Below are 25,207 nucleotides of genomic sequence, written 5' to 3' on the forward strand. Positions count from 1 at the left end.
CGCTAATGCGGTCAGGGCTTTTTTACGTCTGTCGGAAATGCTCAGCCTAATAGCAAAGGGTGAATAGAAAACCCTGTACGTACACCAGCTTCCAACCACTGCCTACTGTTGAGAGATCTGACCCCTGAAATAATCAAAGCATTTTCTCCCCGAGCGCAGTTGGGTCGTACGAGCTGTCTCCTGACGGCGATTCAGATTTGCATTCCTGATGGACGGTCTTGGCTCTGATCCATTAAAAGCCAATGCTTCGCAGCTTATTTTCTTAAAAGTAAAAAATAAGAACACATCGCTTCAGCGTCTATATCAGGTGTTTGCTTTTTTATTCCTTAAGATTGTTGGTGAACACTACTGTCACAATCCTTACAAATGCACGTATTTTGCTTAATGACATCTATTTAGGAATAGCCAGTAGAAGTATTTCTCTGAATCTTAAGATTTCTTAACATAACCTTAATAAAAGTCTGTTAGGTGATCTGATGTTTGTTTTACGTGGTTTAATTTATTTGTTGGCATTAGCAGGGATTGCACAGTGCATCGCTTTGGAAGCATTCCAGTTTGGTACGGCGGCTGAGTATGGTGAGTCTTCGCTTACTGAGCATCTGCAGGATCTGTTTACTTTCTCCAGTGCTCTAACTTTTATGGTGTGTGCTTATCTTTCTAAGCCTCTACGTCAGGCCTGTATTCTTCTTAGTGCATTGATGTTTATGATGTTTGTACGCGAGTCTGATTCTCTGTTAGATACTCTTGTGTTCGACGGTGCGTGGCAGGTAATTGTTGGTGCTGTGATTATTCTAACGGTCTTCTCGCTACGTAACCAAGTGAAAGAGAGTTATGAGTCGTTGAAGCGTTTTTCTCATACTTCAAGCTTTGGTTTTGTAACCACAGGTCTAGTCATCATTTTAGCGTTTTCTCGTATGTTTGGTCGTACTAGTTTTTGGCAGAGTGTAACGGGTGATGCCTACGTTCGTACGGTAAAAAATATTGTCGAAGAAGGTACAGAGCTGCTGGGCTACAGTATCGTTATGATTGCAGCCACGGAGTTACTATTCTTTGTACTAGCGGCAGCAAAAGAGCGCAAAACCTCTGCAGTGGCAGCTAAAGCTAATTATGCAAAGGTTGAGTTAGCTCGTTAAGTTCATTGCGCAGCCAGTTTCTCAGTTGAGTTAATGCTGGCTCGTGTCGCCTACTATGCTTGTAGGCAATATAAAAGCTGTCTTGTGCGTTGTGTGCTGCACAAGGCAGCTTAATCAAGCCATCCCCTGGCGCAGTTTCGTTAAACATATAGTCATTTACTAAAGCGATTCCTAAGGAGTGCGCGGCTGCTTCGTGAGCCAGCATCAAATGACTAAAGCGATGAAAGTTAATCCCTTCCGGTAGAGATCTATTCTGTTCCAAATACCATCGATTCCAGTCCTCTGCATAGCGTTCATACATGCTGTAAGAAGTGATTAACGGGAACTGAGCGAGTGCTTCTGGCTGCTGTTTCAGTAATGCCTCTAGTTCTTCTGTCGTTGCAACGCCGAGCTCTGAAAGCAGATCTTGATAAAAGCTTTGGCTACAGACTGGGAATAGCCGCTCGGTATAAAACCAATCAAACTCAAAGCCGCGTTTCTCGTTTTCAACCGTAATAAAGCAATCTGCCACACGATCCGAAAGCTCGGGTTCGGAAAAAGTCATTTCAATGGTTAAGTCGAGGTTTGGGTGCTGGCGTTTCAGTTTAGGTAGTCGTGGAATTAGCCAATACACCGCAAATGAGCTGTACACCGCCAGCCTTAACTTGGTCTCGGTGATGCCTTTTACGTTTTCTGTTGCTCGGGCAATTTGATTTAAAGAACCAGTGATATTGTCTAAATACTGACGTCCTTCAACCGTAAGCTCCAGCTTTCTACCAGATCGAATAAACAGCTGTTCGCCCAAATAGTCCTCTAATGCTTTGATGTGATGGGAGACAGCACTTTGAGTGATATGTAGCTCATTAGCGGCTTGGGAAAAGCTGTTTAAGCGCGCTACAGCTTCGAAAACAGGGAGTGATTTTAGTGGTGGTAGGTTCATAACTTCTGATCTAAAAAACTAATACTAAGTAGGATTATATCATTTTATTGGATTTTATAGAGGCCCTATACTGCGCGCCAGTTACATCTCTTGTTGAGGAAGTTTTGCGGTGTCTGGAAGAAGCGTTAGTAGTGCGATTTTGGTGTTGGTGCTTGGAAATTTGATGGCGACCATTTGTGATGTGTTGATTAAATTAGCCAACGCAAATGAGGCGGTATTTCAATTTACCTTTTATCGTGTGCTGTTTATGTGTCTGGTGTTGGCACCGTTTGTATTGTGGCAGCGATCAGCAAATCCGTTGGCGGGGCTGAAGTTACATATACTGCGCGGTAACTTATGGGTGCTGACCTCTGTATTGCTGGTCATTTCTCTATCGCAGCTTCCTTTGGCGACCGCTAATGCTATTTTCTACACAGCGCCGATCTTTATTATTCTATTGGCGGTCGTGTTTTTCCGTGAAAAGCTGACAAAAACGGTGCTTTTTGCAGCTATCTCGGGGTTTCTAGGGGTGCTAGTGATTCTTAAGCCAAGTTACATTGGTTGGGGGATGGTAAGTGCATTGGGCTTTGCGTTTGTGTTGGCTGTAAATAGTCTGCTGGTGCGCAAAATGCCGCAAGGTCAGGGGGCGATGCATGGCTTATTTGTGGCGCAAATGTGTGCCTTGCCATTGGCTGCTGCGCTTGCGTATTGGGAGGGCAGTGCACTGTCTTGGCAGCAGCTAGGCTTGGCGTTCGGTTCCTCTATTTGTTCGGTGTTGTATAGCCTAGGTTGCTTAGTGGGGTACCGCTACGTGGCATCGAGCCAAGTGAGTTCAGCAGAATACTCTGGTCTGTTGTTTGCGATCTTAGCGGGCTTTGTGGTGTTTGGTGAAAGTGTTGATATGAGCTTGGTGCTGGGAGCTGTGTTGATTGTAGTGCCACTTCTTTATATTGGCCGCAAAGATATTTTGGCCGAGCGAGCGAAAAAGCGAGCAAGTTTACAGATAGACGCTGTTGCGGAAGCATAACAAGAAAAGCCCGATTTCAAGTCGGGCTTTTCTTTATTGGTTGTTGGTGGATTGGGCTGGCACTGGTGCCATTTGCTCTGGTGGCTCCCCAGTTTTGAGTAGATTCAGTAAGGTGGTGCGTTCCATGCTGGCCTTCAGGGCTAAATCCATTTGATATTGGTAGGTGGTTTCCCACTCAGAGCTTCGTGGCACCAGCTCGCCGAGATCGCCAATCGCCTGTCGCATCACTGAAAGATAGGCTTGAATGTTTTCTTCTTGATTAATCAGGATGTTTTTTAAAGCGGTTGCGCTGCTGTGGCGTAGATAGGTTTTAAGGGTTTCGTTTTCGGCGTTAATAGCACTTAAGGTGGTATTTTGCTGTTCTATACTTTGGCGCATTGCCGCAAGCTGAGTATCTACCTCAGATTGTTGATCAAAGATCAGTTCGCTCGGGTTGCTAGAGGTAACCAAGTAGTAAGTGATGCCTGAAGAGGCCGCTACGCTGAGCAAAAAGCACAATAAGAACCCCAAAATTAGGCCAATTGGTAAGTTGAGCTTGGTCTTTTTGCCATTGTCAGAATGTTCTGTTTGTTCTTTATTTTCCGCTAACTTACTCATGACGGCTCCTTAGTCGCTGGAAAGTTGGTTACTTATTATACGTATCGGATAAAACCATAAAGATATAACAACAAATATGCTGGAATTTATTCAGTTTTAGCATGGTTGCCCTTAAAATACCGCATAATCTGAGTCAGTGCTAATAACCTACTAAACTAGTCGGGTAAATACTTGATCAAAATAGTAGGTTTTTGTATGATCAAGGATATCCAATAGCATGTAAGTGGAAAGTTTATGCGCTTAACAACAAAAGGTCGTTACGCGGTAACTGCAATGCTTGATCTGGCTCTGCACACAGACAATGGGCCTGTGTCGCTCTCAGATATTTCCAGTCGCCAAGGTATCTCCTTATCCTACTTGGAACAACTGTTCGCTAAGTTGAGAAAGCGTCAACTTGTGATCAGTGTCAGGGGACCGGGTGGTGGATACCGTCTAAGTCGCGACCGTAGCGAAATCTTTGTGGCGCAGATTGTCGATGCGGTGAATGAATCCGTTGATGCAACTGGCTGCCAAGGTCGCAGTGATTGCCAAGGTGGACATACCTGTCTAACACATCATCTATGGTGTGACCTGAGTAATCAGATCCATGATTTTCTAAGTGAAATTAGTCTTGAAAATCTGGTCAAGCGCCAAGATGTTCGGCTGGTGGCTGAACGACAAAATAAAGACAGCAAGATGTCGGCTGCTACTTCCCAAGGGAAGATCTCTGCAGCCATCATCGGTTAACGAACACAACTAGCAGGGTGTTACCCTGGAAGAATGAGTGAGTTTCTAATATGACTGAGCAGATTGATAAGGCGTTAGCTCGAGAATACGAAGCGGGCTTCGTTTCTGCCGTAGAATCAGAAACCTTCGAGCCTGGTCTCGATGAGGATGTGATTCGCCGAATCTCTGAAGTCAAAGGTGAACCTGAGTGGATGCTGGAATGGCGTCTCAATGCGTTTCGTGTTTGGCAAGAAATGGAAGAGCCTGATTGGGCTCATGTATCCTACCCTAAGATCGACTACCAAGCGGTGTCTTACTACTCAGCTCCAAAGAGTATGAAAGACAAGCCAAAGTCTCTAGACGAAGTAGACCCAGAGCTACTACGTACTTACGAGAAGTTGGGTATCCCACTGGTGGAACAGCAGATGCTGGCGGGTATTGCGGTGGATGCAGTCTTTGACTCTGTTTCAGTTGTAACCACTTTCCGTGACAAGCTGGAAGAAGCGGGCGTTATCTTCTGCCCAATCTCAGAAGCTCTGCACAAATACCCTGATCTAGTGAAGCAGTACCTTGGTAGCGTTGTACCTACTAAAGATAACTACTTTGCAGCATTGAACTGCGCTGTCTTCACAGATGGTTCATTTGTTTACATTCCAAAAGGCACGCGCTGCCCAATGGAGTTGTCGACGTACTTCCGTATCAACGAACAAAACACTGGTCAGTTCGAACGTACTCTAATCATCGCGGATGAAGGTTCTTACGTAAGCTACCTAGAGGGCTGTACCGCACCTCAGCGTGATGAAAACCAATTGCACGCAGCGGTGGTTGAGTTGGTTGCCATGGATAATGCGGAAATCAAATACTCAACAGTACAGAACTGGTACCCAGGTGACGAAGAAGGTAAAGGTGGTATTTACAACTTCGTAACTAAGCGTGGTGTGTGTCATACCAATGCCAAGATCTCTTGGACACAGGTAGAGACAGGTTCTTCTGTGACTTGGAAATACCCAAGCTGTGTTCTAAAAGGTGATAATAGTGTCGGTGAGTTCTACTCAGTGGCGCTGACACGTGGCCGTCAGCAAGCGGACACCGGCACCAAGATGATTCACATCGGTAAGAACACTAAGTCAACGATCATCTCCAAAGGTATTTCTGCCGGTAAAAGTAACAACTCTTACCGCGGCCTAGTTCGTATGAACCCAGGTGCAGAAGGTGCGCGTAACTTCACTCAATGTGACTCGCTGCTGATCGGTGATCAGTGTGGTGCCCACACATTCCCATACGTAGAAAGCCGTAACCCATCGGCGATCGTAGAGCACGAAGCGACCACGTCTAAAGTAAGCGACGACCAAATGTTCTTGTGCCGTCAGCGTGGCGTAGATCCAGAAAAAGCGGTCTCTATGATCGTAAACGGCTTCTGTAAGGAAGTCTTTAAAGAACTCCCTATGGAGTTTGCCGTAGAAGCAGGCAAACTTCTCGAAATTAGCCTTGAAGGCTCTGTTGGTTAGGTTGAGGAACCCATTGAACATGTCAAACGAAAACACTTTGTTATCGATCAAAGATTTGCACGCAAGTGTAGAAGAAAAAAACATTCTCAAAGGTCTCAACCTAGACATTAAACCAGGTGAAGTTCATGCCATCATGGGCCCGAACGGCGCTGGTAAATCGACTACAGGTTACGTACTTTCAGGCCGTGATGGCTACGAAGTTGACAGCGGCTCGGTCACTCTAGACGGTAAAGATCTACTTGAAATGGAAGTAGAAGATCGCGCGCGTGCGGGTCTATTCCTTGCGTTCCAATACCCAGTTGAAATCCCTGGTGTGAGCAACCTTGAGTTCTTGAAAGTAGCGGTTGACGCGCAGCGTCAAGCACGTGGTGAGGAAACACTAACGTCGGCTGAGTTCTTGAAGCTAGCTAAAGAGGCGTGCAAACAAGTGAACTTGCCAGTGTCATTCCTGAAGCGTGGTGTCAACGAAGGCTTCTCTGGCGGTGAGAAAAAACGTAACGAAATCATGCAGATGATTTTGCTTCAGCCAAAACTTTGTATTCTTGACGAAACCGACTCAGGTCTAGATATCGACGCTATGCAAGTGGTAGCAAACGGTGTTAACAGCCAGCGTTCTCCTGAGCGTAGCTTCATCGTTGTAACGCACTACCAGCGTCTATTGGACTACATCAAGCCTGACTTCGTACACGTGCTAGCAGACGGTAAAATCGTTAAGAGCGGTGATGCGTCACTAGCGAAAGAGTTGGAAGAGCAAGGTTACTCTTGGCTACAAACTGAGCCAACAGAAGACGAACTAGAGGATTAATCATGAGTGAATGGTTACAACAAGCCATCGCTCGTGCCGACAGCATTCAAGATGGTTTTGAAGACCAGCGAGCGGCCTCGCTTGCGCTTCTAAAAGAGATTAAATGGCCAACGCGTAAAACTGAAGCGTGGAAGTACACACCGCTGCGTGCAGTAGAGCGTAGTGCGGCCGTCTTCAAGGAAGAATCTCCTGAGCTTGAACCGGTTGTGGTTGAAGGTCTTGAGTTCCTTGAACTGACATTTGTCGATGGCCAGTTGGTGTCTCTTCCTGAAGAGCTGCCAGAAGGTCTTACGATTGAAATGCAAGAGTCAAGCTTGTTCGCCACGATCAAGCCTGAGCGTCATGTATTTGGTCTGGTGAACGATGTGCTGGCAGCAGATGTGGCTGTGGTAACGGTTGCGGAAGGCGTTGCGGTAGAAAAACTACTACGTATCAACAACCTACTAAGCAATGGTGCACAAGGTCATATCCGTGTCGTGGTTGATCTGAAAGCTGGTTCATCACTTAAAGTGGTTGAAAATGCAGAAGGTCAGGGGGCGTCCCTAACCACGGCTTACACAGAGTACCAAATCGGTGCCGAAGCAAGCCTTGAACATTACCGTTTTGCGCTACAGGCAGGTGATAACGTTGCCATTGGTGGTAGCCACTTTAAACTGCTTGAGAAAGCGACGTTAAACAGTAGCATCATTGGTTTTGGTAGTGATCTTCAGCGTATCGACACAGATATTATTTATGCTGGTGAAAAGGCTGAAGCAAAGCTAAATGCGATTTACTTGCTAGATGGCAAAGAGCTGTTTGACTTGCACGCTAACGTTGAGCACGCGGTACCAAACTGTACCACGGAAGAAAACGTTCGTGGTATTGCTGGTGATAGCAGTCGTGCGGTATTCAACGGTCGTATCCATATTCACCGTGATGCACAGAAAACGTTGGCTGAGCTAAATAACCGCAACTTGTTGATGTCGAACAAGGCGGAAATCAATACTAAGCCTGAGCTTGAAATCTACGCCGACGATGTTCGTTGTGCCCACGGCGCAACCATTGCGGAAATCGACCGTAAAGCTCTGTACTACCTGCAAACACGCGGTGTTAGTCGTTCCCAAGCGCAGCTAATGTTGAGCTTTGGTTTTATTAATGAGTTGATCGACCAGATGCCAACTGCAGAATTGGCGGAATGGGTGCGTCCGATTATTCGTGACCGATTTGCTCAGATGGAAGTGAAATAAGCGAGAAGTCCATGAGTCTTGATGTCGCTGCTATTCGCGAGCAGTTTCCCATTTTAAAACGCGAAATCGATGGCAATCCTCTTATCTATCTTGATAACGCGGCGACGACCCAGAAGCCGCAGTGTGTCATTGATGCGCTAGTGGAGTACTACACGCAGTACAACTCAAACGTTCACCGTGGCGCGCACCGTCTAGCGGATGAAGCCACGCGCAAGTTTGAAAACGCACGCGACATCATCAAAGACTTCATTAACGCGCCTAAGCGTGAAGAAGTGATTTGGACTTCAGGCACGACCGAAGGCATCAATATGGTGGCCAGCGGTTTGGCGAAGCTACTGAAAAGTACTGACGAAGTCATCGTGACGGGCATGGAACACCATGCCAACATCGTGACTTGGCAGCAAGCTTGTAAAGCCGCTGGTGCAACACTGCGTACTGTGCCAGTCACCGATAAAGGCGAGCTAGACTTAGATGTGTACGTTTCATTGTTAAATGAAAATACCAAGCTGGTCGCGTTCCCGCATGTATCGAACTCTCTAGGTACTGTGAATCCAATTAAATGGATGACTGAGCAAGCGAAGAAATTCGGTGCTTGGGTGTCTGTTGATGGTGCTCAAGGTATCGCTCACGGTAATGTTGATGTTCAGGATATTGGTTGTGATTTTTACGCCTTTTCAGGGCATAAAATCTACGGTCCAATGGGCGTTGGTGCGCTGTGGGGGAAAGAAGAGTTGCTAGCGGATTGGCCTGTGTGGCAAACCGGTGGTGAGATGATCTCCACTGTGACCTTACAAGATGCGACTTGGAACGTATTGCCATACCGTCTTGAGGCGGGTACACCGAATGTCGGTGACGCCATTGCTCTAGGTGAAGCGATTCGTTGGTTCAGTGAATTTGATCATGCTGAAGTGGCTGCTCATGAGAAAGCTTTGATGGCGCGTGCCACAGAGCTTGCCAAAGACTTCGATGGCCTGCGTATGATTGGTGAAGCGGAAGACAAAGTGGGCGCATTCAGCTTTGTGTTGGATCATGGTCATCCAGCAGATATCGGCTTCTTATTGGATCGCCAAGGTGTAGCGATTCGTACCGGTGATCACTGTGCGCAGCCGTTGATGGCGCGCTTTGGTGTGCCAGGTACTGCGCGTATGTCATTCTCGATTTACAACACGATTGAAGAAGTTGAACAGTTCTTCAAAGCGTTGAAAAAAGTTCACATGATGTTGGCTTAGGAGGCATTATGTCGACAGAAACATTCGATCCGAATCAAACGGTCACCATGACCGATGCGGCACGTAAGTTCTTTGCAACAAAACTGAAAGCGCAAAGCGAAGGCAGTCTAGTGCGTCTAAGCACCAAAGAAAGTGGCTGTACCGGTTATGCTTACGTGCTTGATATCGTTGCTGCGGCACACGATGGCGATGCTATCATCGACTTTGATGGTGTGAAGCTGGCGATTGACGATGAGTCTCTGACTTTGCTAAAAGGCACAGAGATTGACTTGGTGCGTGAAGGCATTAACCAAGTCGTAAAATTTAATAACCCCAATGTGGTTGCGGAATGCGGCTGCGGCGAAAGCTTTAGTGTGAATTAATAGCATGCAGAAAATGGTCGTCACTCAGCGCGAGTGTCCAGCGCGTCGAGTTCCAAGTGGTGAGCACACCAGCATTCCAGAAGGTCAGTTTATTACCATCAACCAAGCGTTGGGTGGTAACTACACGGTGACTTTTCAAGGCAACATGCTGCGCATTGATGGCACGGATGCGGATGCTATTGGTCAAGAGCCAGAAGTATTAAGCTTTAGCGATGATGGTTCCGGTCAAATCGTTGAAGACCAAGTATGGCAGGCGTTGGACAGTGTCTACGATCCTGAGATCCCGATCAGTTTGGTGTCTTTGGGGTTGGTTTACAATGTCTCTGTGGATCAAGCCGAAAAGCAAGTGGCCATTCAAATGACCTTGACTGCACCGGGGTGTGGTATGGGGCCAGTACTGGTCAGTGATGTGAAATACCGCGTGGCGAAAGTGCCGAACGTGGCCAATGTCCATGTGGAATTGGTATTTGATCCGCCATGGTCGCGTGAAATGATGAGTGAAGAAGCGCAGCTTGAAGCGGGCTTGTTCTTCTAACGCATACAGTTCCCGTACAAAATCGACTACAATACCCGACGGCCAATGTTTCGACCATTGGCCGTTTCTTTTTGTGCCGTTCCATCTATTGCACTATTTAATTCAGCGAGGCGTTATGTCTTTACCGACACCAGAAGAGATTATCGACGACATTACTTTCTTTGATGATTGGGAAGAGAAGTACAAATACATTATCGACTTAGGTAAATCTCTGCCTGAGTTTGACGACGCTTGGCGTACGCCAGAGCGTCTAGTAAAAGGCTGTCAAAGCAATGTTTGGATTCAGCCGGGTAGTGCGCAGGATTCCGTAAAAGGTGAAGTGCTGACCTTTGCCGTCGACAGCGATGCCGTGATTGTGCGTGGCCTACTTGGTCTAGTGATGGCAGCTTACAATGACAAGACGCCAGCCGAGATCTTAGCATTCGACATTGATGCGTATTTCTCAGAGTTGGATCTAGAGCGTCACCTGAGCCCGACCCGTGGCAATGGTCTACGTTCAATCGTGGGTCGTGTACAAGCCATCGCTAAAGCATCTGTTTAATTCGCGTTACTTTTAAATCTGCGTTACCTCGGAGAGTTCCCATGCAAACACCTGTTTACCTCGACAACTCAGCGACCACACCGGTTGATCCTCGTGTCGCGGAAAAAATGATGCAATGTCTTACTCAAGACGGCAACTTCGGCAACCCTGCATCACGCTCACACCTGTTTGGTTGGCGTGCTGAAGAAGCGGTGGAAGATGCACGTTTGCAGGTCGCGGAACTGATCGAGGCGGATGCTCGGGAGATCGTTTGGACCTCGGGGGCAACTGAAGCGAACAACCTAGCCATTAAAGGTGTAGCTGAAGCCAATAAGCTTAAAGGTCGTCATATTGTGACCTCAATGATTGAACACAAAGCGGTGTTAGATCCTTGTCGCCAGCTTGAGAAAGAAGGTTTTGAAGTGACTTACTTGCAGCCAAACGCTCACGGTGAAATCACCGTGGATAGCGTCATTGCCGCGCTGCGCGAAGACACTATTTTGGTGTCTCTGATGCACGGCAATAACGAGCTGGGTGTAGTAACGGACATTGCTGCGATTGGTAAAGAAACCCGTGCTCGCGGCATTTACCTGCATGTGGACGCCGCGCAAACCACTGGTAAAGTAGCGATTGATGTCAATGCCATGAACGTTGATCTGATGTCTTTGACGGCCCATAAAACTTACGGTCCAAAAGGCATTGGTGCCTTGTATGTGCGTCGCTCGCCGAAGGTGAAGCTGGAAGCGCAAATGCACGGCGGTGGTCATGAGCGCGGTATGCGTTCTGGCACCTTGCCGACCCACCAAATTGTGGGGATGGGGGAAGCCTTTGCTATTGCAAAAGCGGACATGCAAGCGGATTGCGAGCGTATTACGACCCTGCGTGAAAAGTTGTGGCTGGGACTATCTGAAATGCCGGGAGTGCACCTAAATGGCGATTCTAAAAATCGTGTGGCGGGTGTGATCAATGTCGGTTTCGATGGTGTGGAAGGCGAAGTCTTGTTGATGTCGCTAGCGGATGTGGCGCTGTCTTCTGGTTCTGCCTGTACCTCAGCTAGCCTAGAGCCATCTTATGTATTACGTGCCATTGGTTTGTCGGATGAGTTGGCCCATGCGTCTTTGCGTATGTCAGTAGGGCGCTTTACCACAGATGAAGAGATCGATTTCGTCATTGAAACGGTGAAAAATGCCGTGACTCAGTTGCGTGGTATGTGAATTGTTTAAAAACGCGTATTTTCGCGTTTTACCTTAAAAAAACGCCGTGGATACATACAAATTTCATAAAGACATGCGTATAATCCGCACGCTTAAAGTTATTAGTCGGTCATGCAATATCGCCTGACCATTGAAATTCAAATTTGGAGTTTAACATGGCGCTAGAACGCACTCTATCTATCATCAAGCCAGATGCTGTTGCTAAAAACGTAATCGGTGAAATCTACTCTCGTTTCGAGCGTGCTGGTCTGAAAATCGTTGAAGCTAAAATGATTCAACTAGACGACGAGCTAGCTGGTGGTTTCTACGCTGAGCACAAAGAGCGTCCATTCTACAAAGACCTAGTTGCATTCATGACTTCTGGTCCAGTTGTAGTATCTGTTCTTGAAGGCGAAGGCGCAGTTCTACGTCACCGTGAACTAATGGGTGCGACTAACCCTAAAGAAGCAGCAGCTGGCACTCTACGTGCTGACTACGCTGAGTCTATCGATGCGAACGCTGTTCACGGTTCTGACTCTGTTGAGTCTGCTGCACGTGAAGTTGCTTACTTCTTCGGTAAGTAATTGATTTAAGGCCTACCTTTTCAATTTAGAAAAGATGGTTTAGAGGGAGCGGGCCTATGGCCCGCTTCTTTGCAGAGGCTTCTGAAAAGCGTAATCCCTTTTCAGAAGCTTTTTTGTCTACACTTAACGCTTTAAGCGAAACGATTGAATACCTATGACTGACACCCAAAAAGTAAACCTACTAGGCCTTTCGCCAGATAAGCTCATTGAATTCTTTGAGTCGATCGGTGAAAAGAAATTCCGCGCAACCCAAGTGATGAAGTGGATTCATCAGAAGGGCGCTGAGTCCTTCGAGGAAATGACGGATGTTAGTAAGAAGTTGCGCGCTAAGTTGGAAAATATCTGCGAAATCCGCGCACCGGAAATCGTGTCCCAGAACATTTCTACCGATGGCACACGTAAGTGGATCATTCGTACCGAAGGTGGTCAAAACAACTGCGTCGAAGCGGTTTTGATTCCAGATGGTGATCGTGCGACGCTTTGTGTCTCATCTCAGGTAGGCTGTTCGTTGGACTGTAGTTTCTGTTCGACTGGTAAGCAGGGCTTTAACCGTAATCTAACGGCTGCGGAAATCATTGGTCAGGTTTGGATTGCAATCAAGTCCTTTGGCCCAATGGACCCAAATGGCCCACGCCGCGTGACCAACGTGGTGATGATGGGTATGGGTGAGCCATTGATGAACTTCGAACCTGTTGTTGATGCCATGACTTTGATGATGCACGACAATGCCTACGGTTTGTCGAAGCGTCGTGTGACCTTGAGTACCTCTGGTGTCGTGCCACGTATTTACGACTTGGTAAAACGTACCGATGTGTCGTTGGCGATTTCTCTGCATGCGCCGAACAATGCGCTGCGTAACGAGTTGGTGCCGATCAACAAAAAGTACCCAATCGAAGAGCTTTTAGAAGCGTGTCAGTTCTACCTAGATAACTTGCCAGATAAGCGTCATATCACCATTGAATACACGGTGATGGCGGGCGTGAATGACCAAGAAGAGCATGCGCGTGAATTGTCTAAGCTACTAGAAAACTTGGAATGTAAGATCAACTTGATTCCATTTAACCCGTTCCCGCACTCTGGTTACGAGAAACCATCGAATAACCAAACGCGCCGTTTCCAAAAGATTTTGGCGGATGATGGTTACACAGTTACGGTACGTACTACCCGTGGCGATGATATCGATGCGGCTTGTGGCCAATTGGTGGGGGACTTCTTAGATAAGACACGTCGTTCACAAAAATACATCGAGCTTCGTGAAGTCTCAGAATAAGTCTGTTTTTGGCCAAAAATGCTCTGACGTATGGGTGTGATGTCAGCAATACGTCAGATTCACTCAAAAACTTGCCGTTGATAGAAAAGATTTTCATCATTTTCACGTGATAGGTTTGCTGGGCGGGCGCAATCTTGATTTAATACAGAGCGAATAAAAGAAAGCGTTTTTTATTAATTTCAGGCATTTTAGGTCCGCTACATTGGACTGGTTACGCTACCGTTTTGTCTACCGCTGCGTTCCATTGCTCGGTAATGACCTACATTTGGGTAGCTCAGCGCTTTCAGCCTGCTATACCAAGGTAATACCATGACAACCGAATTAGAGATGGATATCGCTCCCGAATCAGGTAAACAGAACTTAGCGATTGGCCAAGTTCTTCGAGCGAAACGTCTAAGCTTGGCGCTGGATGAGCGTCAAGTGGCTACACAATTAAAGCTTTCTATCGACAGTGTTTATGCCCTTGAAGACGGTGCTTTTGATCGTTTTCGCTCGGCGACCTTTGCCCGTGGTTATCTGAAAAGTTACTGCCGACTATTAGGCTTAGATCACCATCCTGTCTTAGAGGCCTTTGACCAGCAGCAATCGGTTAAAGAAAGTAATCTACGTCCAGTGGATAATGTCGAGGTGCAAACGTCTGGACGAGATCCTATCTTCATTATTGTCTCTGTGATCATCATCGCCATTATTGCCTTTGTCGTGTTCTGGTGGCCGTCTCAGTCTTCGGAGACTGAAGAGACCACTGCGGCAGCGCAAGAGCAAATGAGTGACGAGAATACACAAGCAGAGATCAGCGAAGCCGAGTCTAATCTAGAAACACTTATTGCCGCGCAAAGCGAGTCTGATGCAGAGCCTGCGTCACAGGAAACGGACATCGATTTTGCCGCGTTAGCTGACAGCATGAACGAGTCAGGCCAAGAGACCGACACCGATGTGGTGACGGGACTGTCTGCAGAAACCATTGCATTATTGGAAGATGCGGGTGTAGACCCTGAACAAGTGGAAGAAGCCACCCGTGAATCTGACGTCTTGCCTGAAGTGAGTGTGGCAGAAACACCCGCGCCAGCCATTGTTAGTCATGACATCGTGGTGCAATTTGCCGCCAACTGCTGGACTGAGATTCGTGATGGCTCAGGCCGAATTTTATTTTCTGGCGTAAAATCTGCGGGCTCTAGCCTTGAATTAGATGGCCAAGCACCTTATCGAGTAACCCTAGGTTACGCACCTGGTGTGTCTAAATTAATTTACAAGGGAGAAGTGTTTAACTTCTCATCTTACGTACGCAAAGACCTAGCTCGATTTGAGCTTAAATAGAGATAAGCATGCATTTCGAATCGCCTATTAAACGCCGCCAATCCCGTCAAATCATGGTTGGTAATGTACCGGTTGGTGGCGGTGCACCTATCAGTGTGCAGAGTATGACCAACACAGAAACCTGTGATGTGGCCGCTACTGTTGCACAAATTCGCGCTATCCAAGACGCGGGCGCTGACATTGTTCGCGTATCTGTGCCTTCTATGGACGCTGCGGAAGCATTCAAAGCCATTCGTGAGCAAGTATCAGTGCCGTTAGTGGCCGATATTCACTTCGATTACAAAATCGCGTTGAAAGTTGCTGAGTACGGTGTTGATTGTCTTCGCATTAACCCAGGTAACATCGGCAACAAAGACCGTGTTCGTGCGGTGGTGGATTGTGCTCGTGATAAAAACATTCCGATCCGTATTGGCGTTAACGCTGGTTCTTTAGAAAAAGACCTGCAGAAGAAATACGGTGAGCCAACGCCAGACGCGCTAGTGGAATCGGCGTTTCGTCAGATCGAATACTTTGATGCGTTGGATTTCCAAGAATTCAAACTGAGTCTAAAAGCGTCTGATATCTTCATGACGGTCGAAGCCTACCGTAAAATTGCCTCACAAATTGATAACCCGCTGCATTTGGGTATCACCGAGGCGGGTGGTTTCCGTTCCGGTACGGTAAAATCGTCCATCGGTTTAGGCTTGCTGTTGATGGATGGCATTGGTGACACACTTCGCGTGTCGTTGGCGGCGGATCCGGTGCAAGAAGTCAAAGTCGGTTGGGACATGTTGCGTAGTTTGAAACTGCGTAACCGTGGTATCAACTTCATCGCTTGCCCAAGTTGCTCGCGTCAGAACTTCGATGTGGTGAAAACCATGAACGAATTGGAAGAGCGCCTAGAAGACATCAAGGTCTCTATGGACGTTGCCGTGATCGGCTGTGTAGTAAACGGTCCAGGTGAAGCGAAAGAAGCAGATCTAGGTCTTGCTGGTGGCTCACCAAACAACTTGGTCTACCTAGACGGTAAACCGAATACAAAAGTTAAAAACGAAACCTTGGTAGACGATCTTGAACGCATGATTCGAGAAAAAGCCGCTGCCAAAGAAAAAGAAGAATCCAATCTTATCGCTAAGTCATAAGGGCACGAATAGTGGGTCGTAAAGTACAAGCAATTCGCGGAATGAATGACATTCTGCCGGGCCAATCATCAGTTTGGCAGTACCTAGAAAAAACAGTTACTGAAGTGGTTAGTGGCTACGGTTATCAGCAGATCCGTTTCCCGATCGTTGAACATACCGAATTGTTCAAACGTGGCGTGGGTGAAACAACGGACATCGTTGAAAAAGAAATGTACACCTTTGATGACCGTAACGGTGAGTCTTTAACTCTGCGTCCTGAAGGTACCGCAAGCTGTGTACGTGCCGCCGACCAAGCTGGTTTGCTGTTTAATCAAACACAGCGTCTTTGGTACGTTGGCCCAATGTTCCGTTACGAACGCCCGCAAAAAGGTCGTTACCGCCAGTTCCACCAGATTGGTGTGGAATCGTTTGGGATGGCAACGCCGGATATCGATGCGGAATTGATTATTCTGACAGCTCGCCTATGGAAGAAGCTAGGCTTGCTTGAGCACGTTGAGTTGCAGTTGAACACCATTGGTGTGGCGGCGGCTCGTGAAGCCTTCAAAGCAGCTTTGGTGGAATACCTAACGGAATTTAAAGATCAGCTAGACGAAGACAGCCAGCGTCGTTTGACGACCAACCCGTTGCGTATTTTGGACTCAAAGGACGAAGCAACGCAGAAAGTGTTGGCCAATGCGCCAAGTTTAGAAGATTACATCGATGACGAATCACGCGAGCACTTCGAACGCTTGCAAGCGATCTTGACTGCTAACGATGTCCCCTTTGTGATTAACCGCAAGCTGGTACGTGGTCTAGATTACTACGGCAAAACCGTATTTGAGTGGGTGACCTCTCACCTAGGCGCACAGGCAACGGTGTGTGCTGGTGGCCGTTATGATGGTCTAGTCGAGCAGCTAGGTGGTCGTGCTACCCCTGCTGTGGGTTTTGCTATGGGGGTTGAGCGTCTAGTGTTGTTGCTAGAAACCCTTGAGCTCATCCCAGCTGAAGCGAAAGACACCACTGACATTTTTGTGGTGAGCTTTGGTGATGCTGCGGAACTTCAATCGTTTGTTGTGGCCGAAGCGTTACGTAATGCCGGCCAAGGTTGGACCGTACTACGTCATTGTGGTGGTGGTAACTTCAAGAATCAAATGAAGAAAGCCGACAAATCTGGCGCGCGTTTTACCCTAATTCTAGGTGAAACGGAAGTCGCAGAAGGCGTGGTACAAGTAAAAGACATGCAGACAGGTGAACAGACATCTTGCGCAAATGATGCGTTGGTCGCAAGCTTGTTGGAAAAGCTTAACGGTTAATATTGAGCACAGCCGTTCGCAATAGGATTATGAGGAACACAGTGTGTCTGAAGTAAAGACTGAAGAAGAACAAATCGAAGCGTTTAAAGCGTGGTGGAAGAAAAACGGTACTTCGCTGGTATTAGCGGTAGCCGTGGGTGTCGGTGGCTATTTTGGTTTCCAAACATGGAAAACCAGCCAAGCGAACCATCTAGCGGAAGCGTCTTCATTGTACCAGAATTTGACCGAAGCGGCGTCAGATCTGGAGAAAGAAGAAAACCAGAAAACCGTGCGTTTTATTGCTCAGCAATTAGCGGACGATTACGACGACACTGGCTATGCCATGTTTGGGCAGTTGTTCGTGGCGCGTATCGACGCTCAAGCAGGCAACTACGATGCGGCGGTTAATGCCTTATCGACTGTGGTTGAGAAGTCAGAAGATGCTTCGTTTGATGCAGTTGCGAACATTCGTATCGCTCGCCTACAAGCAGAGCAGGAAAAATACGACGCAGCGTTAACGACTTTAAATGCAGTGAAGCAAACTGAATTTACTGGTCAAGTTGAAGAACTACGTGGCGACATTCTGTTGGCCCAAGGTAAGCGTGACGAAGCGCGTGAAGCTTACCAAAGTGCGTCAGCGGCAATGGGAGAAGGTGCGCAGCACCCTCTATTAGAGATCAAACTGAAAGATCTGGTGAAGGGCTAGTTAACTATGTGGAAGCCAATGATCGCGGCAGCCGTTGTTAGTGCTGCATTGCTACAGGGTTGTTCAACTCGATTGTTACCGCCACCGGCTGGAATTGACCAGCAAGTGTACTTCGATGCTCATTGGCGTACCAAGGTTAACGGTCAGGCCGGTGAACAGACGGAAACCTTCAATATGGTTGCTCAAGATGACAGCCTGACGTTGGTGACCAATCGTGGTGATGTGTATGAACTAGAGCAATCTTCTGGTGGCCAGTTGGTACACGTGAAAACTGACTTTCATCCAAGTGCAGGGGTTGCTCGAGACGGCGATAATGTCTTCTTTGGTACCTACGATGGTGAGCTAGTGGCGGTGTCATTAGCGGACAAGAAAGTGCTATGGAGCAAATCCCTAACCTCTGAGATCTTATCGGAAACCGGTAACGGTCAAGGTCGAGTCGCGGCGATCACGGGTGATGGTTGGTTGACGGTGATGGATGCTGCCAATGGTAATACCTTGTGGCGCGACAAAGAAGATTTACCAGCCTTGACGGTACGTGGTACCACAGCGCCAGTGATTGTGGATGGTAAAGTAATTGCTGGTTTTGCCACGGGTAAAGTGAAAGCTTATAACCTGCAAACCGGTGATCAGATTTGGGAATATGCCGTCGGTAAACCGGAAGGTCGTTACGAAATCGAGCGTCTGTCTGACGTGAGTGCGCGTTTTGCGGTGGCGAATGGTTTGGTTTACTCCGTAGCATACAATGGCACCGTCACAGCGTTAGCGCTGCAGACCGGCCGTCCTGTTTGGCAACGTAATATTTCCAGCGCCGTGAGTGTGGCGGTGAAAGGTAATGAGTTGGCGGTAGTCGATCAAAATAACGTGGTGTACAGCTTGAACGCACGTAATGGTTCAACACTGTGGGAAAACGATTCTTTGAAAGATCGTGATCTAGTATCCCCTGTATTTTATAAGGATTATGTGGCCGTATTGGATCGCGGCGGTTGGGTGCACTTGCTAAATCGTACCTCTGGTGAAGCAGAAGCGTGGACTTTAGCCGATTCTAAGCGTCCGGCAGGCAGTCGCATGGTGTCGAACGATGAACAATTGTTTATACTTACGCCAACTGCGAATGTGACCGCGTTACACTATTGGTAGTAGACGTCGTCTCGAGCGAACGCTCAAAGCAATTTTTGAAGAGGCTGCTTCGCTCAAAAGGCGTAGCAGCCACTTTGTATTTTTATAGGTTGAAAAAATGATCCCAGTTATTGCATTGGTCGGTCGACCCAATGTTGGAAAATCTACCCTGTTTAACCAGCTAACACGCTCTCGTGATGCATTGGTAGCAGATTACCCAGGTCTTACACGTGATCGTAAGTACGGTGATGGTAAAGCGGGTGAGCATGAATTTATCGTTATTGATACCGGCGGTATCAGTGGTGACGAACAGGGCATCGACGAGAAAATGGCGCGTCAGTCATTGCTTGCGATTGAAGAAGCGGACGCGGTACTGTTCCTAGTAGACGGTCGTCACGGCTTGAACCCAGCGGATGAAATGATTGCTAACCACCTACGCCGCTCTGAAAAGCCGGTTTACTTGGTGGTCAACAAAACCGACGGTATCAATGAAGACATCGCTTTAGCGGACTTCTACTCCCTAGGTATGGGTGAGTTGTACCCATTGGCTGCGGCCCACGGTAAAGGTGTACGCGCACTGATTGATACGGTCATGGAGTTGTTTGCGGATCGCATTGCGGAAATGCGTGAGCAAATCGAGTTCAATGCCAAAGGTATCCGTATTGGTGTGGTTGGCCGTCCAAACGTGGGTAAGTCGACGCTGGTTAACCGTATGTTGGGTGAAGAGCGTGTTGTGGTATACGACATGCCAGGCACCACACGTGACAGTGTCTACATCCCTTACAAACGCCATGACAAAGATTACACCCTGATCGATACTGCAGGTGTGCGTCGTCGTAAGCATGTGAAAGAAGCGGTTGAGAAATTCTCGATTGTGAAGACCTTGCAAGCGATCCAAGATGCGAACGTAGTGATTTGTGTGATCGATTCTCACGAAGACCTAGTAGAGCAAGATCTGCACATGATCGGCTACGTACTGGATGCGGGCCGTGGTTTGGTGATTGCGATCAACAAGTGGGATGGTCTTAAGAAAGAAGATCGTGAGCACATCAAGAAAGAAGTTGAGCGTCGTCTTGGCTTCGTTCCTTACGCTAAAGTGCACTACATTTCGGCACTACACGGTACCGGTGTAGGTGATTTGTACGACACCATCGAAGAAACTTACGAGTCGTGTTACGCGAAATGGTCGACTAACCGTCTGACGCGTATTCTAGAAGATGCGGTAACCGAGCACCAACCACCAATGGTGAAAGGTCGTCGTATCAAACTACGTTACGCTCACCAAGGGGGCTCCAACCCTCCACGTATCGTGGTGCACGGTAACCAAACGGATTCTTTGCCAGGTAGCTACAAGCGTTACCTAGAAAACAAATTCCGTACTGTGCTGAACATTACTGGTACGCCGATTTCGTTTGAATTTAAGTCTTCGGACAACCCATTTGCGCCAAATCGCTAAGCAAATTGGTTAAGTCTTTTAAAAGCCCCGTTTGAGTCGCATCAAACGGGGCTTTTTTGCCTCTACTCGACATTCGTCTTAAAACTATTGTTCCAGCCGCTCAGTTCCGCTACTTTGAAACAACAATAGGACGAACTTAGACTAAGAACAATAATAACGGAGCGCTTATGACTCACTCGGTAGAATTTTCTTCTCTGCCTTTTGCCAGCCATTTTACGCTGGGTCGCATTCGCTTGAATTCGGCGCGTACTTTAAATGCCTTATCCCTTGAGATGATCGAGGCGATGTTGCAGCAGCTGCAAGCCTGGCAGGAAGATCCTTACGTGGTGGCCATACTGATCGAAGGCGATGGTGCGAAAGGCTTTTGCGCTGGCGGTAATGTGGTGGATGTGTACCGCTCGATTGCAGAGCAAAATGATCAAGGCGCCTTTAGTTTGCAATATTTTGGTCGCGAGTATCAGCTCGATCAGCTGATTCAAGAATACCGTAAACCGGTTATTTGCTGGGGCCACGGTTATGTGATGGGCGGTGGCATGGGGCTCTTTATGGCTGCACGCTATCGACTGGTGATGCCATCCTCGCGTCTGGCCATGCCGGAGATTAAAATAGGCTTGTACCCCGATGTGGGCGCCAGCTATTTCCTCAATCAACTGCCCGAGCATTTTGCCCGCTTTCTTGCTTTAACCGCTTATCAGGTAAACGCTACCGATGCCTGTGAGCTTGGTTTGGCGACCCATTATATTTGTGACGAAGCTTACCTAGAATTAGTTGATCAACTGGCGGCTGGTACCCTAGAGGACAACAGTCATGAGCACGTTGTTCAGCATATTGAACGGGTCTTGCATGGCTTTACCATGTCTGATGATCTGCCGCTGTTAAAGCCTGAACTGATTTCCCATGAAAAAGAACTAGAAAAACTGATGAGTGGCGATATCGTCAATATCTACCATTCTTTAAAGAGTTATCAGAATGACAGTCCAGCGCTGATGGCGGCAAGAGATAACTTTCTCAAAGGCAGCCCATTATCCGCATGCTTGATTCTGGAGCAACTTAGCTGGGGCAAAGGACAAACCTTAGCTGCGGTGTTTGAGCGTGAAACGACGCTTTCCGTTAATATCAGTGTACACGGCGATTTCTGTGAGGGCGTTAGAGCACTGTTGGTGGATAAAGACCAAAAGCCCGTTTGGCAACACAGTAATGTGATTGAAGTACCGAAAGAGTCTCTGGCCAGCTACTTTAATCCTGCGCCGACGTTGACTGAGTTGCACTCATGTCAGTCGAGCTAGTGGCTTTTTGTTGGTAATCTTTTAACACTATTTTTAACGCAGCAATGGCAGTGTCGTTCGGGATGTTATTTTCTTCTAGCAAGGCAATAAGGTCGACGGCTAGTTTGATATGGTCTGGAGCGGCATCTAATGACATGGATTTATTCTGCATATTTGCTGTCATGTAATTGGTATAAGCTTTTCTTACAACAGGACGACCTGTCCTATTGAGCAGCATGTTAACACATCCTTGAGGTGCACGTGGTTACAAATGAATTTTGGTTGGAACGTTGGCAGTCAGGACGCATTGGCTTCCATCGTGATGAAGTGAACCCTTGGTTGGTAAAATACTGGCCGCAAGTGCCCCGTGGTGCCAAAGTGTTGGTGCCATTGTGTGGCAAGTCAGCGGATTTATTGTGGTTGGCCAATCAAGGATATGCGGTCACAGGCGTAGAACTATCGCCGATGGCGGTGGTGCAGTTTTTCGGTGATAACGATTTGACCTACCATACGGAGCAAGTGGGCAATGTTAAAGTTCACAGTGCAAATGATTTGCCGCTGCGTATCGTGGAAGGGGACTACTTCGACTTTGACGAAACTGGCTTTGATGCCTGCTATGATCGTGCGGCCTTGGTAGCGATGCCAGAAGAAAAACGTGAACAGTATGTGTTGCATACCAAACAACGTTTATCGCCACAGGCGTCTTTGTTACTGATTACCCTTAGCTACGATGGCGATCAGGCGGGACCACCGTTCTCTGTATTAGATTTTGAAGTCAGCGAGTTGTGGGGCGAGTGGATCCATAAAGTGGCCAGTGAAGATCTGCTACAAGTGGACGAGCGTTATCAAGGTTTGGATCGTACCTTTTACGAGGAAACTGTTTGGCGTATTACCAGTCAATAATATCCCTATATACCTGACTAATTTTCTGGGATAATAGGCGCATCAACGATTCCAGATTCACCAATCTCCCAAGCGTTCATCGCTTGGGATAGAGTTCATATGATCAAACGACACAAAACCGCTCCAGATATTTTCTCTTATTCGCCTTATTGGGCGGAATGCTTTGGCGTTGCGCCATTTTTACCGACCAGCCGTGAAGAAATGGATGCCCTAGGTTGGGACAGCTGTGACGTCATTATCGTCACTGGGGATGCCTACGTAGACCATCCAAGCTTTGGTATGGCGGTAATGGGGCGCGTGCTGGAAGCACAAGGTTTCCGTGTTGGTATCATTGATCAGCCGGATTGGCGTAGCCCAGACGACTTTATGCGTCTTGGTCGTCCGAACCTCTATTTTGGTGTTACGGCCGGTAACATGGACTCCATGATCAACCGCTATACCGCTGACCTAAAAGTGCGTAACGACGATGCCTACACACCTTACGGTGAAGGTGGCAAGCGTCCAGATCGTGCGGTTATTGTGTATTCACAACGCTGTAAACAAGCCTACCATGATGTGCCAGTGATGATCGGTGGTATCGAGGCGAGTCTACGCCGTATCGCCCAGTACGATTACTGGAGTGATGAAGTACGTCGTTCGGTATTGGTGGACTCCACGGCTGATATCCTTTTATACGGTAACGCTGAGCGTGCCATCATTGAGGTCACTCATGCGATGGCCAATGGTAAGCGCATGGATGAGATCTTAAATGTACGCGGCACCACCGTGATTCGTGATGTACCGCCAGGCGGTTATACTGAGATCGACTCAACACGCGTGGATTGGCCGGGTAAGGTGGATCAGATTTACAGTCCGTATGAATATATTCCGGAAGGAAAATGTCAGACCGGCGAGGCTGATAAAGACGATGATGTGATGCCGATCCGAGTGATCCCTGCGCCGTTGCGTAAAGGGGAGAAACTGGATGCGGAGAAAACGTATATCCGTCTACCATCGTTTGAGAAAGTTTCTAAAGACCCTGTGTTGTATGCACATACCTCGCGTATTTTGCACCTAGAGTCGAACCCACATAACGCTCGTGCCTTGATTCAAAAACATGGCAAGAAAGAAATTTGGGTCAACCCACCACCAATTCCGTTGGAAACACCGGAAATGGACGGTGTGTTCGATTTGCCTTATGCCCGTGTGCCGCATCCAAAATACCAAAAAGCGCGTATTCCGGCCTATGACATGATCAAGACTTCGATCAACATCATGCGCGGTTGTTTTGGTGGCTGTACTTTCTGTTCTATCACTGAACACGAAGGTCGCGTAATTCAGTCTCGTTCACACGAATCGATTCTTAATGAGATTGAAGACATTAAGCGTAAGGTGCCAGGCTTTACCGGTCATATTTCTGATTTGGGTGGCCCCACATCGAACATGTACCACTTGAACTGTAACGATGATGAAATCCAAGCATCGTGCCGTAAGTTGTCCTGTGTCTACCCAACCATTTGTTCGAATTTGAAAACTGATCACAGCGCGACCACCGAGTTGTACCGTAAAGCCCGTGCCGTGAAAGGGATCCATAAGGTGTCGATTGCCTCGGGTTTGCGTTACGACCTGGCCGTTGAAGATCCTGAGTATGTCCGTGAGTTGGTGACTTATCACGTGGGCGGCCTGTTGAAGATTGCTCCAGAGCATTCGGAAGAGGGGACCCTGTCGAAAATGATGAAGCCAGGCATGGGCACTTATGACCGCTTCAAAAAAATGTTCGACAAGTTCTCGAAAGAGGCGGGTAAGACCCAGCATTTGATTCCCTATTTCATCGCTGCACACCCAGGTAGTAGTGATGAAGATATGATGAACCTTGCTGTCTGGTTGAAGAAAAATGACTTTAAGCCGGATCAGGTACAAACGTTCTATCCATCGCCGATGTCATTGGCCACCGCCATGTACCACTCAGGTAAGAACCCGCTTCACGGTGTGACCTATAAGAGTGAAAACGTACACACGCCAAAAGATTATAAAGAACGTACCGTACAGAAGGGCTTCTTGCGTTACCACGATCCGAAAAACTGGCCAGCACTGCGTGAAACGCTACGTGTAATGGGCCGAGCGGATCTGATTGGTAACGGTAAGCATCAGTTGGTGCCAGACGAAGAAAAAGACAAGCGTACGCCACGTCGTCCGACCAAAGCCAAACCAGGGCAGAAGACCGGTGCTTCCCATACCAGTAACCGTCCGACGATGGAGAAAAACGCCGAGAACGAGCGTAATCAGCGTAAATCGAATAAGGTAAATGGTAACAGTGGTGCTGGCGCAAACCGTCCGGCAGGCGCGAAACCTGCTACGAAGGGCGGCGCGAATCGCTCTAAGAGTAAAGGTTCACCAGCACGTCGTGCCCGTTAATTAACACTAAAATTCGAAAGCCCCAATCAGCTCCTGCTGGTTGGGGCTTTTTTTATGGCTGCTCTGTTT

The 25,207-nt window shown here is 47.7% G+C and carries 25 protein-coding genes; 22 read left to right on the forward strand and 3 right to left on the reverse strand.

Annotated features, from left to right (window positions below; all coding sequences use genetic code 11):
- Positions 1-476 precede the first annotated feature (476 nt).
- On the forward strand, positions 477-1,133 hold the full coding sequence (locus ACOSVP_RS17045) for a hypothetical protein (protein ID WP_487348680.1): 657 nt from the start codon (positions 477-479) through the stop codon (positions 1,131-1,133).
- On the opposite strand, the gene ACOSVP_RS17050 is transcribed toward ACOSVP_RS17045, so the two are convergent.
- Positions 1,102-2,052 carry a LysR substrate-binding domain-containing protein gene (locus ACOSVP_RS17050; RefSeq protein WP_487348681.1) on the reverse strand — a complete coding sequence of 317 codons (951 nt, stop codon included), beginning with the start codon at positions 2,050-2,052 and terminating at the stop codon, positions 1,102-1,104. The genes ACOSVP_RS17045 and ACOSVP_RS17050 overlap by 32 nt on opposite strands.
- 109 nt (positions 2,053-2,161) lie before the next feature.
- On the opposite strand from ACOSVP_RS17050, the gene ACOSVP_RS17055 reads away from it, so the two are divergent.
- Positions 2,162-3,058 (forward strand): DMT family transporter, encoded by an 897-nt coding sequence (locus tag ACOSVP_RS17055; protein WP_487348682.1) that lies wholly within the window; start codon positions 2,162-2,164, stop codon positions 3,056-3,058.
- A 33-nt stretch (positions 3,059-3,091) separates the two neighbouring features.
- Here the strand turns inward: ACOSVP_RS17055 and ACOSVP_RS17060 are convergent, their stop codons facing one another.
- A complete protein-coding gene (locus tag ACOSVP_RS17060) occupies positions 3,092-3,655 on the reverse strand; it encodes a hypothetical protein (protein ID WP_487348683.1) in 564 nt (187 codons plus the stop codon).
- A 234-nt stretch (positions 3,656-3,889) separates the two neighbouring features.
- On the opposite strand from ACOSVP_RS17060, the gene iscR reads away from it, so the two are divergent.
- From iscR to ACOSVP_RS17150, 18 genes are all read left to right on the forward strand, one after another.
- Positions 3,890-4,381: a Fe-S cluster assembly transcriptional regulator IscR gene (gene iscR, locus ACOSVP_RS17065; RefSeq protein WP_487348684.1), complete on the forward strand. Its 492-nt coding sequence runs from the start codon at positions 3,890-3,892 to the stop codon at positions 4,379-4,381.
- Positions 4,382-4,431: 50 nt separating this feature from the next.
- Positions 4,432-5,868 carry a Fe-S cluster assembly protein SufB gene (gene sufB / locus ACOSVP_RS17070; RefSeq protein ID WP_487348685.1) on the forward strand — a complete coding sequence of 479 codons (1,437 nt, stop codon included), beginning with the start codon at positions 4,432-4,434 and terminating at the stop codon, positions 5,866-5,868.
- A gap of 19 nt (positions 5,869-5,887) precedes the next feature.
- The gene (sufC, locus tag ACOSVP_RS17075) at positions 5,888-6,673 is read left to right on the forward strand and encodes a Fe-S cluster assembly ATPase SufC (protein WP_487348686.1); all 786 of its coding nucleotides are present in this window, start codon (positions 5,888-5,890) and stop codon (positions 6,671-6,673) included.
- Between the two features lie 2 nt (positions 6,674-6,675).
- Complete coding sequence (gene sufD / locus ACOSVP_RS17080) at positions 6,676-7,899, forward strand: Fe-S cluster assembly protein SufD (protein ID WP_487348687.1); 1,224 nt, start codon at positions 6,676-6,678, stop codon at positions 7,897-7,899.
- An 11-nt stretch (positions 7,900-7,910) separates the two neighbouring features.
- Entirely contained in the window at positions 7,911-9,128 is a 1,218-nt protein-coding gene (locus tag ACOSVP_RS17085; RefSeq protein ID WP_487348688.1) for an aminotransferase class V-fold PLP-dependent enzyme, read from the forward strand.
- Positions 9,129-9,136: 8 nt separating this feature from the next.
- Entirely contained in the window at positions 9,137-9,490 is a 354-nt protein-coding gene (locus ACOSVP_RS17090; RefSeq protein ID WP_487348689.1) for a HesB/IscA family protein, read from the forward strand.
- 4 nt (positions 9,491-9,494) lie between these two features.
- A complete protein-coding gene (sufT, locus tag ACOSVP_RS17095; RefSeq protein WP_487348690.1) occupies positions 9,495-10,025 on the forward strand; it encodes a putative Fe-S cluster assembly protein SufT in 531 nt (176 codons plus the stop codon).
- A gap of 115 nt (positions 10,026-10,140) precedes the next feature.
- Positions 10,141-10,566 (forward strand): SufE family protein, encoded by a 426-nt coding sequence (locus ACOSVP_RS17100; protein WP_487348691.1) that lies wholly within the window; start codon positions 10,141-10,143, stop codon positions 10,564-10,566.
- A 41-nt stretch (positions 10,567-10,607) separates the two neighbouring features.
- Positions 10,608-11,759 carry an IscS subfamily cysteine desulfurase gene (locus ACOSVP_RS17105; RefSeq protein ID WP_487348692.1) on the forward strand — a complete coding sequence of 384 codons (1,152 nt, stop codon included), beginning with the start codon at positions 10,608-10,610 and terminating at the stop codon, positions 11,757-11,759.
- A gap of 155 nt (positions 11,760-11,914) precedes the next feature.
- Positions 11,915-12,322, forward strand: a complete 408-nt coding sequence (gene ndk / locus ACOSVP_RS17110) for a nucleoside-diphosphate kinase (protein WP_055463348.1) — start codon at positions 11,915-11,917, stop codon at positions 12,320-12,322.
- A 154-nt stretch (positions 12,323-12,476) separates the two neighbouring features.
- Positions 12,477-13,592 carry a dual-specificity RNA methyltransferase RlmN gene (gene rlmN, locus ACOSVP_RS17115; RefSeq protein WP_487348693.1) on the forward strand — a complete coding sequence of 372 codons (1,116 nt, stop codon included), beginning with the start codon at positions 12,477-12,479 and terminating at the stop codon, positions 13,590-13,592.
- Between the two features lie 309 nt (positions 13,593-13,901).
- A complete protein-coding gene (locus ACOSVP_RS17120) occupies positions 13,902-14,906 on the forward strand; it encodes a RodZ domain-containing protein (protein WP_487348694.1) in 1,005 nt (334 codons plus the stop codon).
- Positions 14,907-14,914: 8 nt separating this feature from the next.
- Positions 14,915-16,027 carry a flavodoxin-dependent (E)-4-hydroxy-3-methylbut-2-enyl-diphosphate synthase gene (ispG, locus tag ACOSVP_RS17125; RefSeq protein WP_487348695.1) on the forward strand — a complete coding sequence of 371 codons (1,113 nt, stop codon included), beginning with the start codon at positions 14,915-14,917 and terminating at the stop codon, positions 16,025-16,027.
- An 11-nt stretch (positions 16,028-16,038) separates the two neighbouring features.
- A complete protein-coding gene (hisS, locus tag ACOSVP_RS17130) occupies positions 16,039-17,319 on the forward strand; it encodes a histidine--tRNA ligase (RefSeq protein WP_487348696.1) in 1,281 nt (426 codons plus the stop codon).
- A 43-nt stretch (positions 17,320-17,362) separates the two neighbouring features.
- The gene (locus ACOSVP_RS17135) at positions 17,363-18,004 is read left to right on the forward strand and encodes a YfgM family protein (protein ID WP_487348697.1); all 642 of its coding nucleotides are present in this window, start codon (positions 17,363-17,365) and stop codon (positions 18,002-18,004) included.
- 6 nt (positions 18,005-18,010) lie between these two features.
- Positions 18,011-19,141, forward strand: a complete 1,131-nt coding sequence (gene bamB / locus ACOSVP_RS17140) for an outer membrane protein assembly factor BamB (protein WP_487348698.1) — start codon at positions 18,011-18,013, stop codon at positions 19,139-19,141.
- Between the two features lie 97 nt (positions 19,142-19,238).
- Positions 19,239-20,576, forward strand: coding sequence for a ribosome biogenesis GTPase Der (gene der / locus ACOSVP_RS17145; RefSeq protein WP_487348699.1), 1,338 nt, complete (start codon positions 19,239-19,241; stop codon positions 20,574-20,576).
- Positions 20,577-20,743: 167 nt separating this feature from the next.
- Complete coding sequence (locus ACOSVP_RS17150; protein ID WP_487348700.1) at positions 20,744-21,862, forward strand: enoyl-CoA hydratase/isomerase family protein; 1,119 nt, start codon at positions 20,744-20,746, stop codon at positions 21,860-21,862.
- On the opposite strand, the gene ACOSVP_RS17155 is transcribed toward ACOSVP_RS17150, so the two are convergent.
- On the reverse strand, positions 21,813-22,079 hold the full coding sequence (locus ACOSVP_RS17155) for a YbaM family protein (protein WP_487348701.1): 267 nt from the start codon (positions 22,077-22,079) through the stop codon (positions 21,813-21,815). The two genes, ACOSVP_RS17150 and ACOSVP_RS17155, sit on opposite strands and share 50 nt — an antisense overlap.
- A 23-nt stretch (positions 22,080-22,102) precedes the next feature.
- Between ACOSVP_RS17155 and ACOSVP_RS17160 the strand changes: the two genes are divergently transcribed.
- The gene (locus ACOSVP_RS17160; RefSeq protein ID WP_487348702.1) at positions 22,103-22,744 is read left to right on the forward strand and encodes a thiopurine S-methyltransferase; all 642 of its coding nucleotides are present in this window, start codon (positions 22,103-22,105) and stop codon (positions 22,742-22,744) included.
- A 99-nt stretch (positions 22,745-22,843) separates the two neighbouring features.
- Entirely contained in the window at positions 22,844-25,138 is a 2,295-nt protein-coding gene (locus tag ACOSVP_RS17165) for a YgiQ family radical SAM protein (RefSeq protein WP_487348703.1), read from the forward strand.
- The last annotated feature ends 69 nt before the right edge of the window (positions 25,139-25,207 follow it).

The organism is Marinomonas sp. HM11-D (assembly GCF_057626615.1).

Excerpts from the sequence above, each read along its gene's own strand:
- ACOSVP_RS17085 (WP_487348688.1), top strand. The coding sequence starts at position 7,911 with ATGAGTCTTGATGTCGCTGCTATTCGCGAGCAGTTTCCCATTTTAAAA.
- sufT (WP_487348690.1), top strand. The coding sequence starts at position 9,495 with ATGCAGAAAATGGTCGTCACTCAGCGCGAGTGTCCAGCGCGTCGAGTT.
- rlmN (WP_487348693.1), top strand. The coding sequence starts at position 12,477 with ATGACTGACACCCAAAAAGTAAACCTACTAGGCCTTTCGCCAGATAAG.
- sufB (WP_487348685.1), top strand. The coding sequence starts at position 4,432 with ATGACTGAGCAGATTGATAAGGCGTTAGCTCGAGAATACGAAGCGGGC.
- ACOSVP_RS17120 (WP_487348694.1), top strand. The coding sequence starts at position 13,902 with ATGACAACCGAATTAGAGATGGATATCGCTCCCGAATCAGGTAAACAG.
- ACOSVP_RS17090 (WP_487348689.1), top strand. The coding sequence starts at position 9,137 with ATGTCGACAGAAACATTCGATCCGAATCAAACGGTCACCATGACCGAT.
- ACOSVP_RS17155 (WP_487348701.1), bottom strand. The coding sequence starts at position 22,079 with ATGCTGCTCAATAGGACAGGTCGTCCTGTTGTAAGAAAAGCTTATACC.
- ACOSVP_RS17150 (WP_487348700.1), top strand. The coding sequence starts at position 20,744 with ATGACTCACTCGGTAGAATTTTCTTCTCTGCCTTTTGCCAGCCATTTT.
- bamB (WP_487348698.1), top strand. The coding sequence starts at position 18,011 with ATGTGGAAGCCAATGATCGCGGCAGCCGTTGTTAGTGCTGCATTGCTA.
- sufC (WP_487348686.1), top strand. The coding sequence starts at position 5,888 with ATGTCAAACGAAAACACTTTGTTATCGATCAAAGATTTGCACGCAAGT.
- ACOSVP_RS17165 (WP_487348703.1), top strand. The coding sequence starts at position 22,844 with ATGATCAAACGACACAAAACCGCTCCAGATATTTTCTCTTATTCGCCT.
- ACOSVP_RS17045 (WP_487348680.1), top strand. The coding sequence starts at position 477 with ATGTTTGTTTTACGTGGTTTAATTTATTTGTTGGCATTAGCAGGGATT.
- iscR (WP_487348684.1), top strand. The coding sequence starts at position 3,890 with ATGCGCTTAACAACAAAAGGTCGTTACGCGGTAACTGCAATGCTTGAT.
- der (WP_487348699.1), top strand. The coding sequence starts at position 19,239 with ATGATCCCAGTTATTGCATTGGTCGGTCGACCCAATGTTGGAAAATCT.
- sufD (WP_487348687.1), top strand. The coding sequence starts at position 6,676 with ATGAGTGAATGGTTACAACAAGCCATCGCTCGTGCCGACAGCATTCAA.
- ACOSVP_RS17100 (WP_487348691.1), top strand. The coding sequence starts at position 10,141 with ATGTCTTTACCGACACCAGAAGAGATTATCGACGACATTACTTTCTTT.
- ACOSVP_RS17060 (WP_487348683.1), bottom strand. The coding sequence starts at position 3,655 with ATGAGTAAGTTAGCGGAAAATAAAGAACAAACAGAACATTCTGACAAT.
- ACOSVP_RS17105 (WP_487348692.1), top strand. The coding sequence starts at position 10,608 with ATGCAAACACCTGTTTACCTCGACAACTCAGCGACCACACCGGTTGAT.
- ACOSVP_RS17050 (WP_487348681.1), bottom strand. The coding sequence starts at position 2,052 with ATGAACCTACCACCACTAAAATCACTCCCTGTTTTCGAAGCTGTAGCG.
- ispG (WP_487348695.1), top strand. The coding sequence starts at position 14,915 with ATGCATTTCGAATCGCCTATTAAACGCCGCCAATCCCGTCAAATCATG.
- ndk (WP_055463348.1), top strand. The coding sequence starts at position 11,915 with ATGGCGCTAGAACGCACTCTATCTATCATCAAGCCAGATGCTGTTGCT.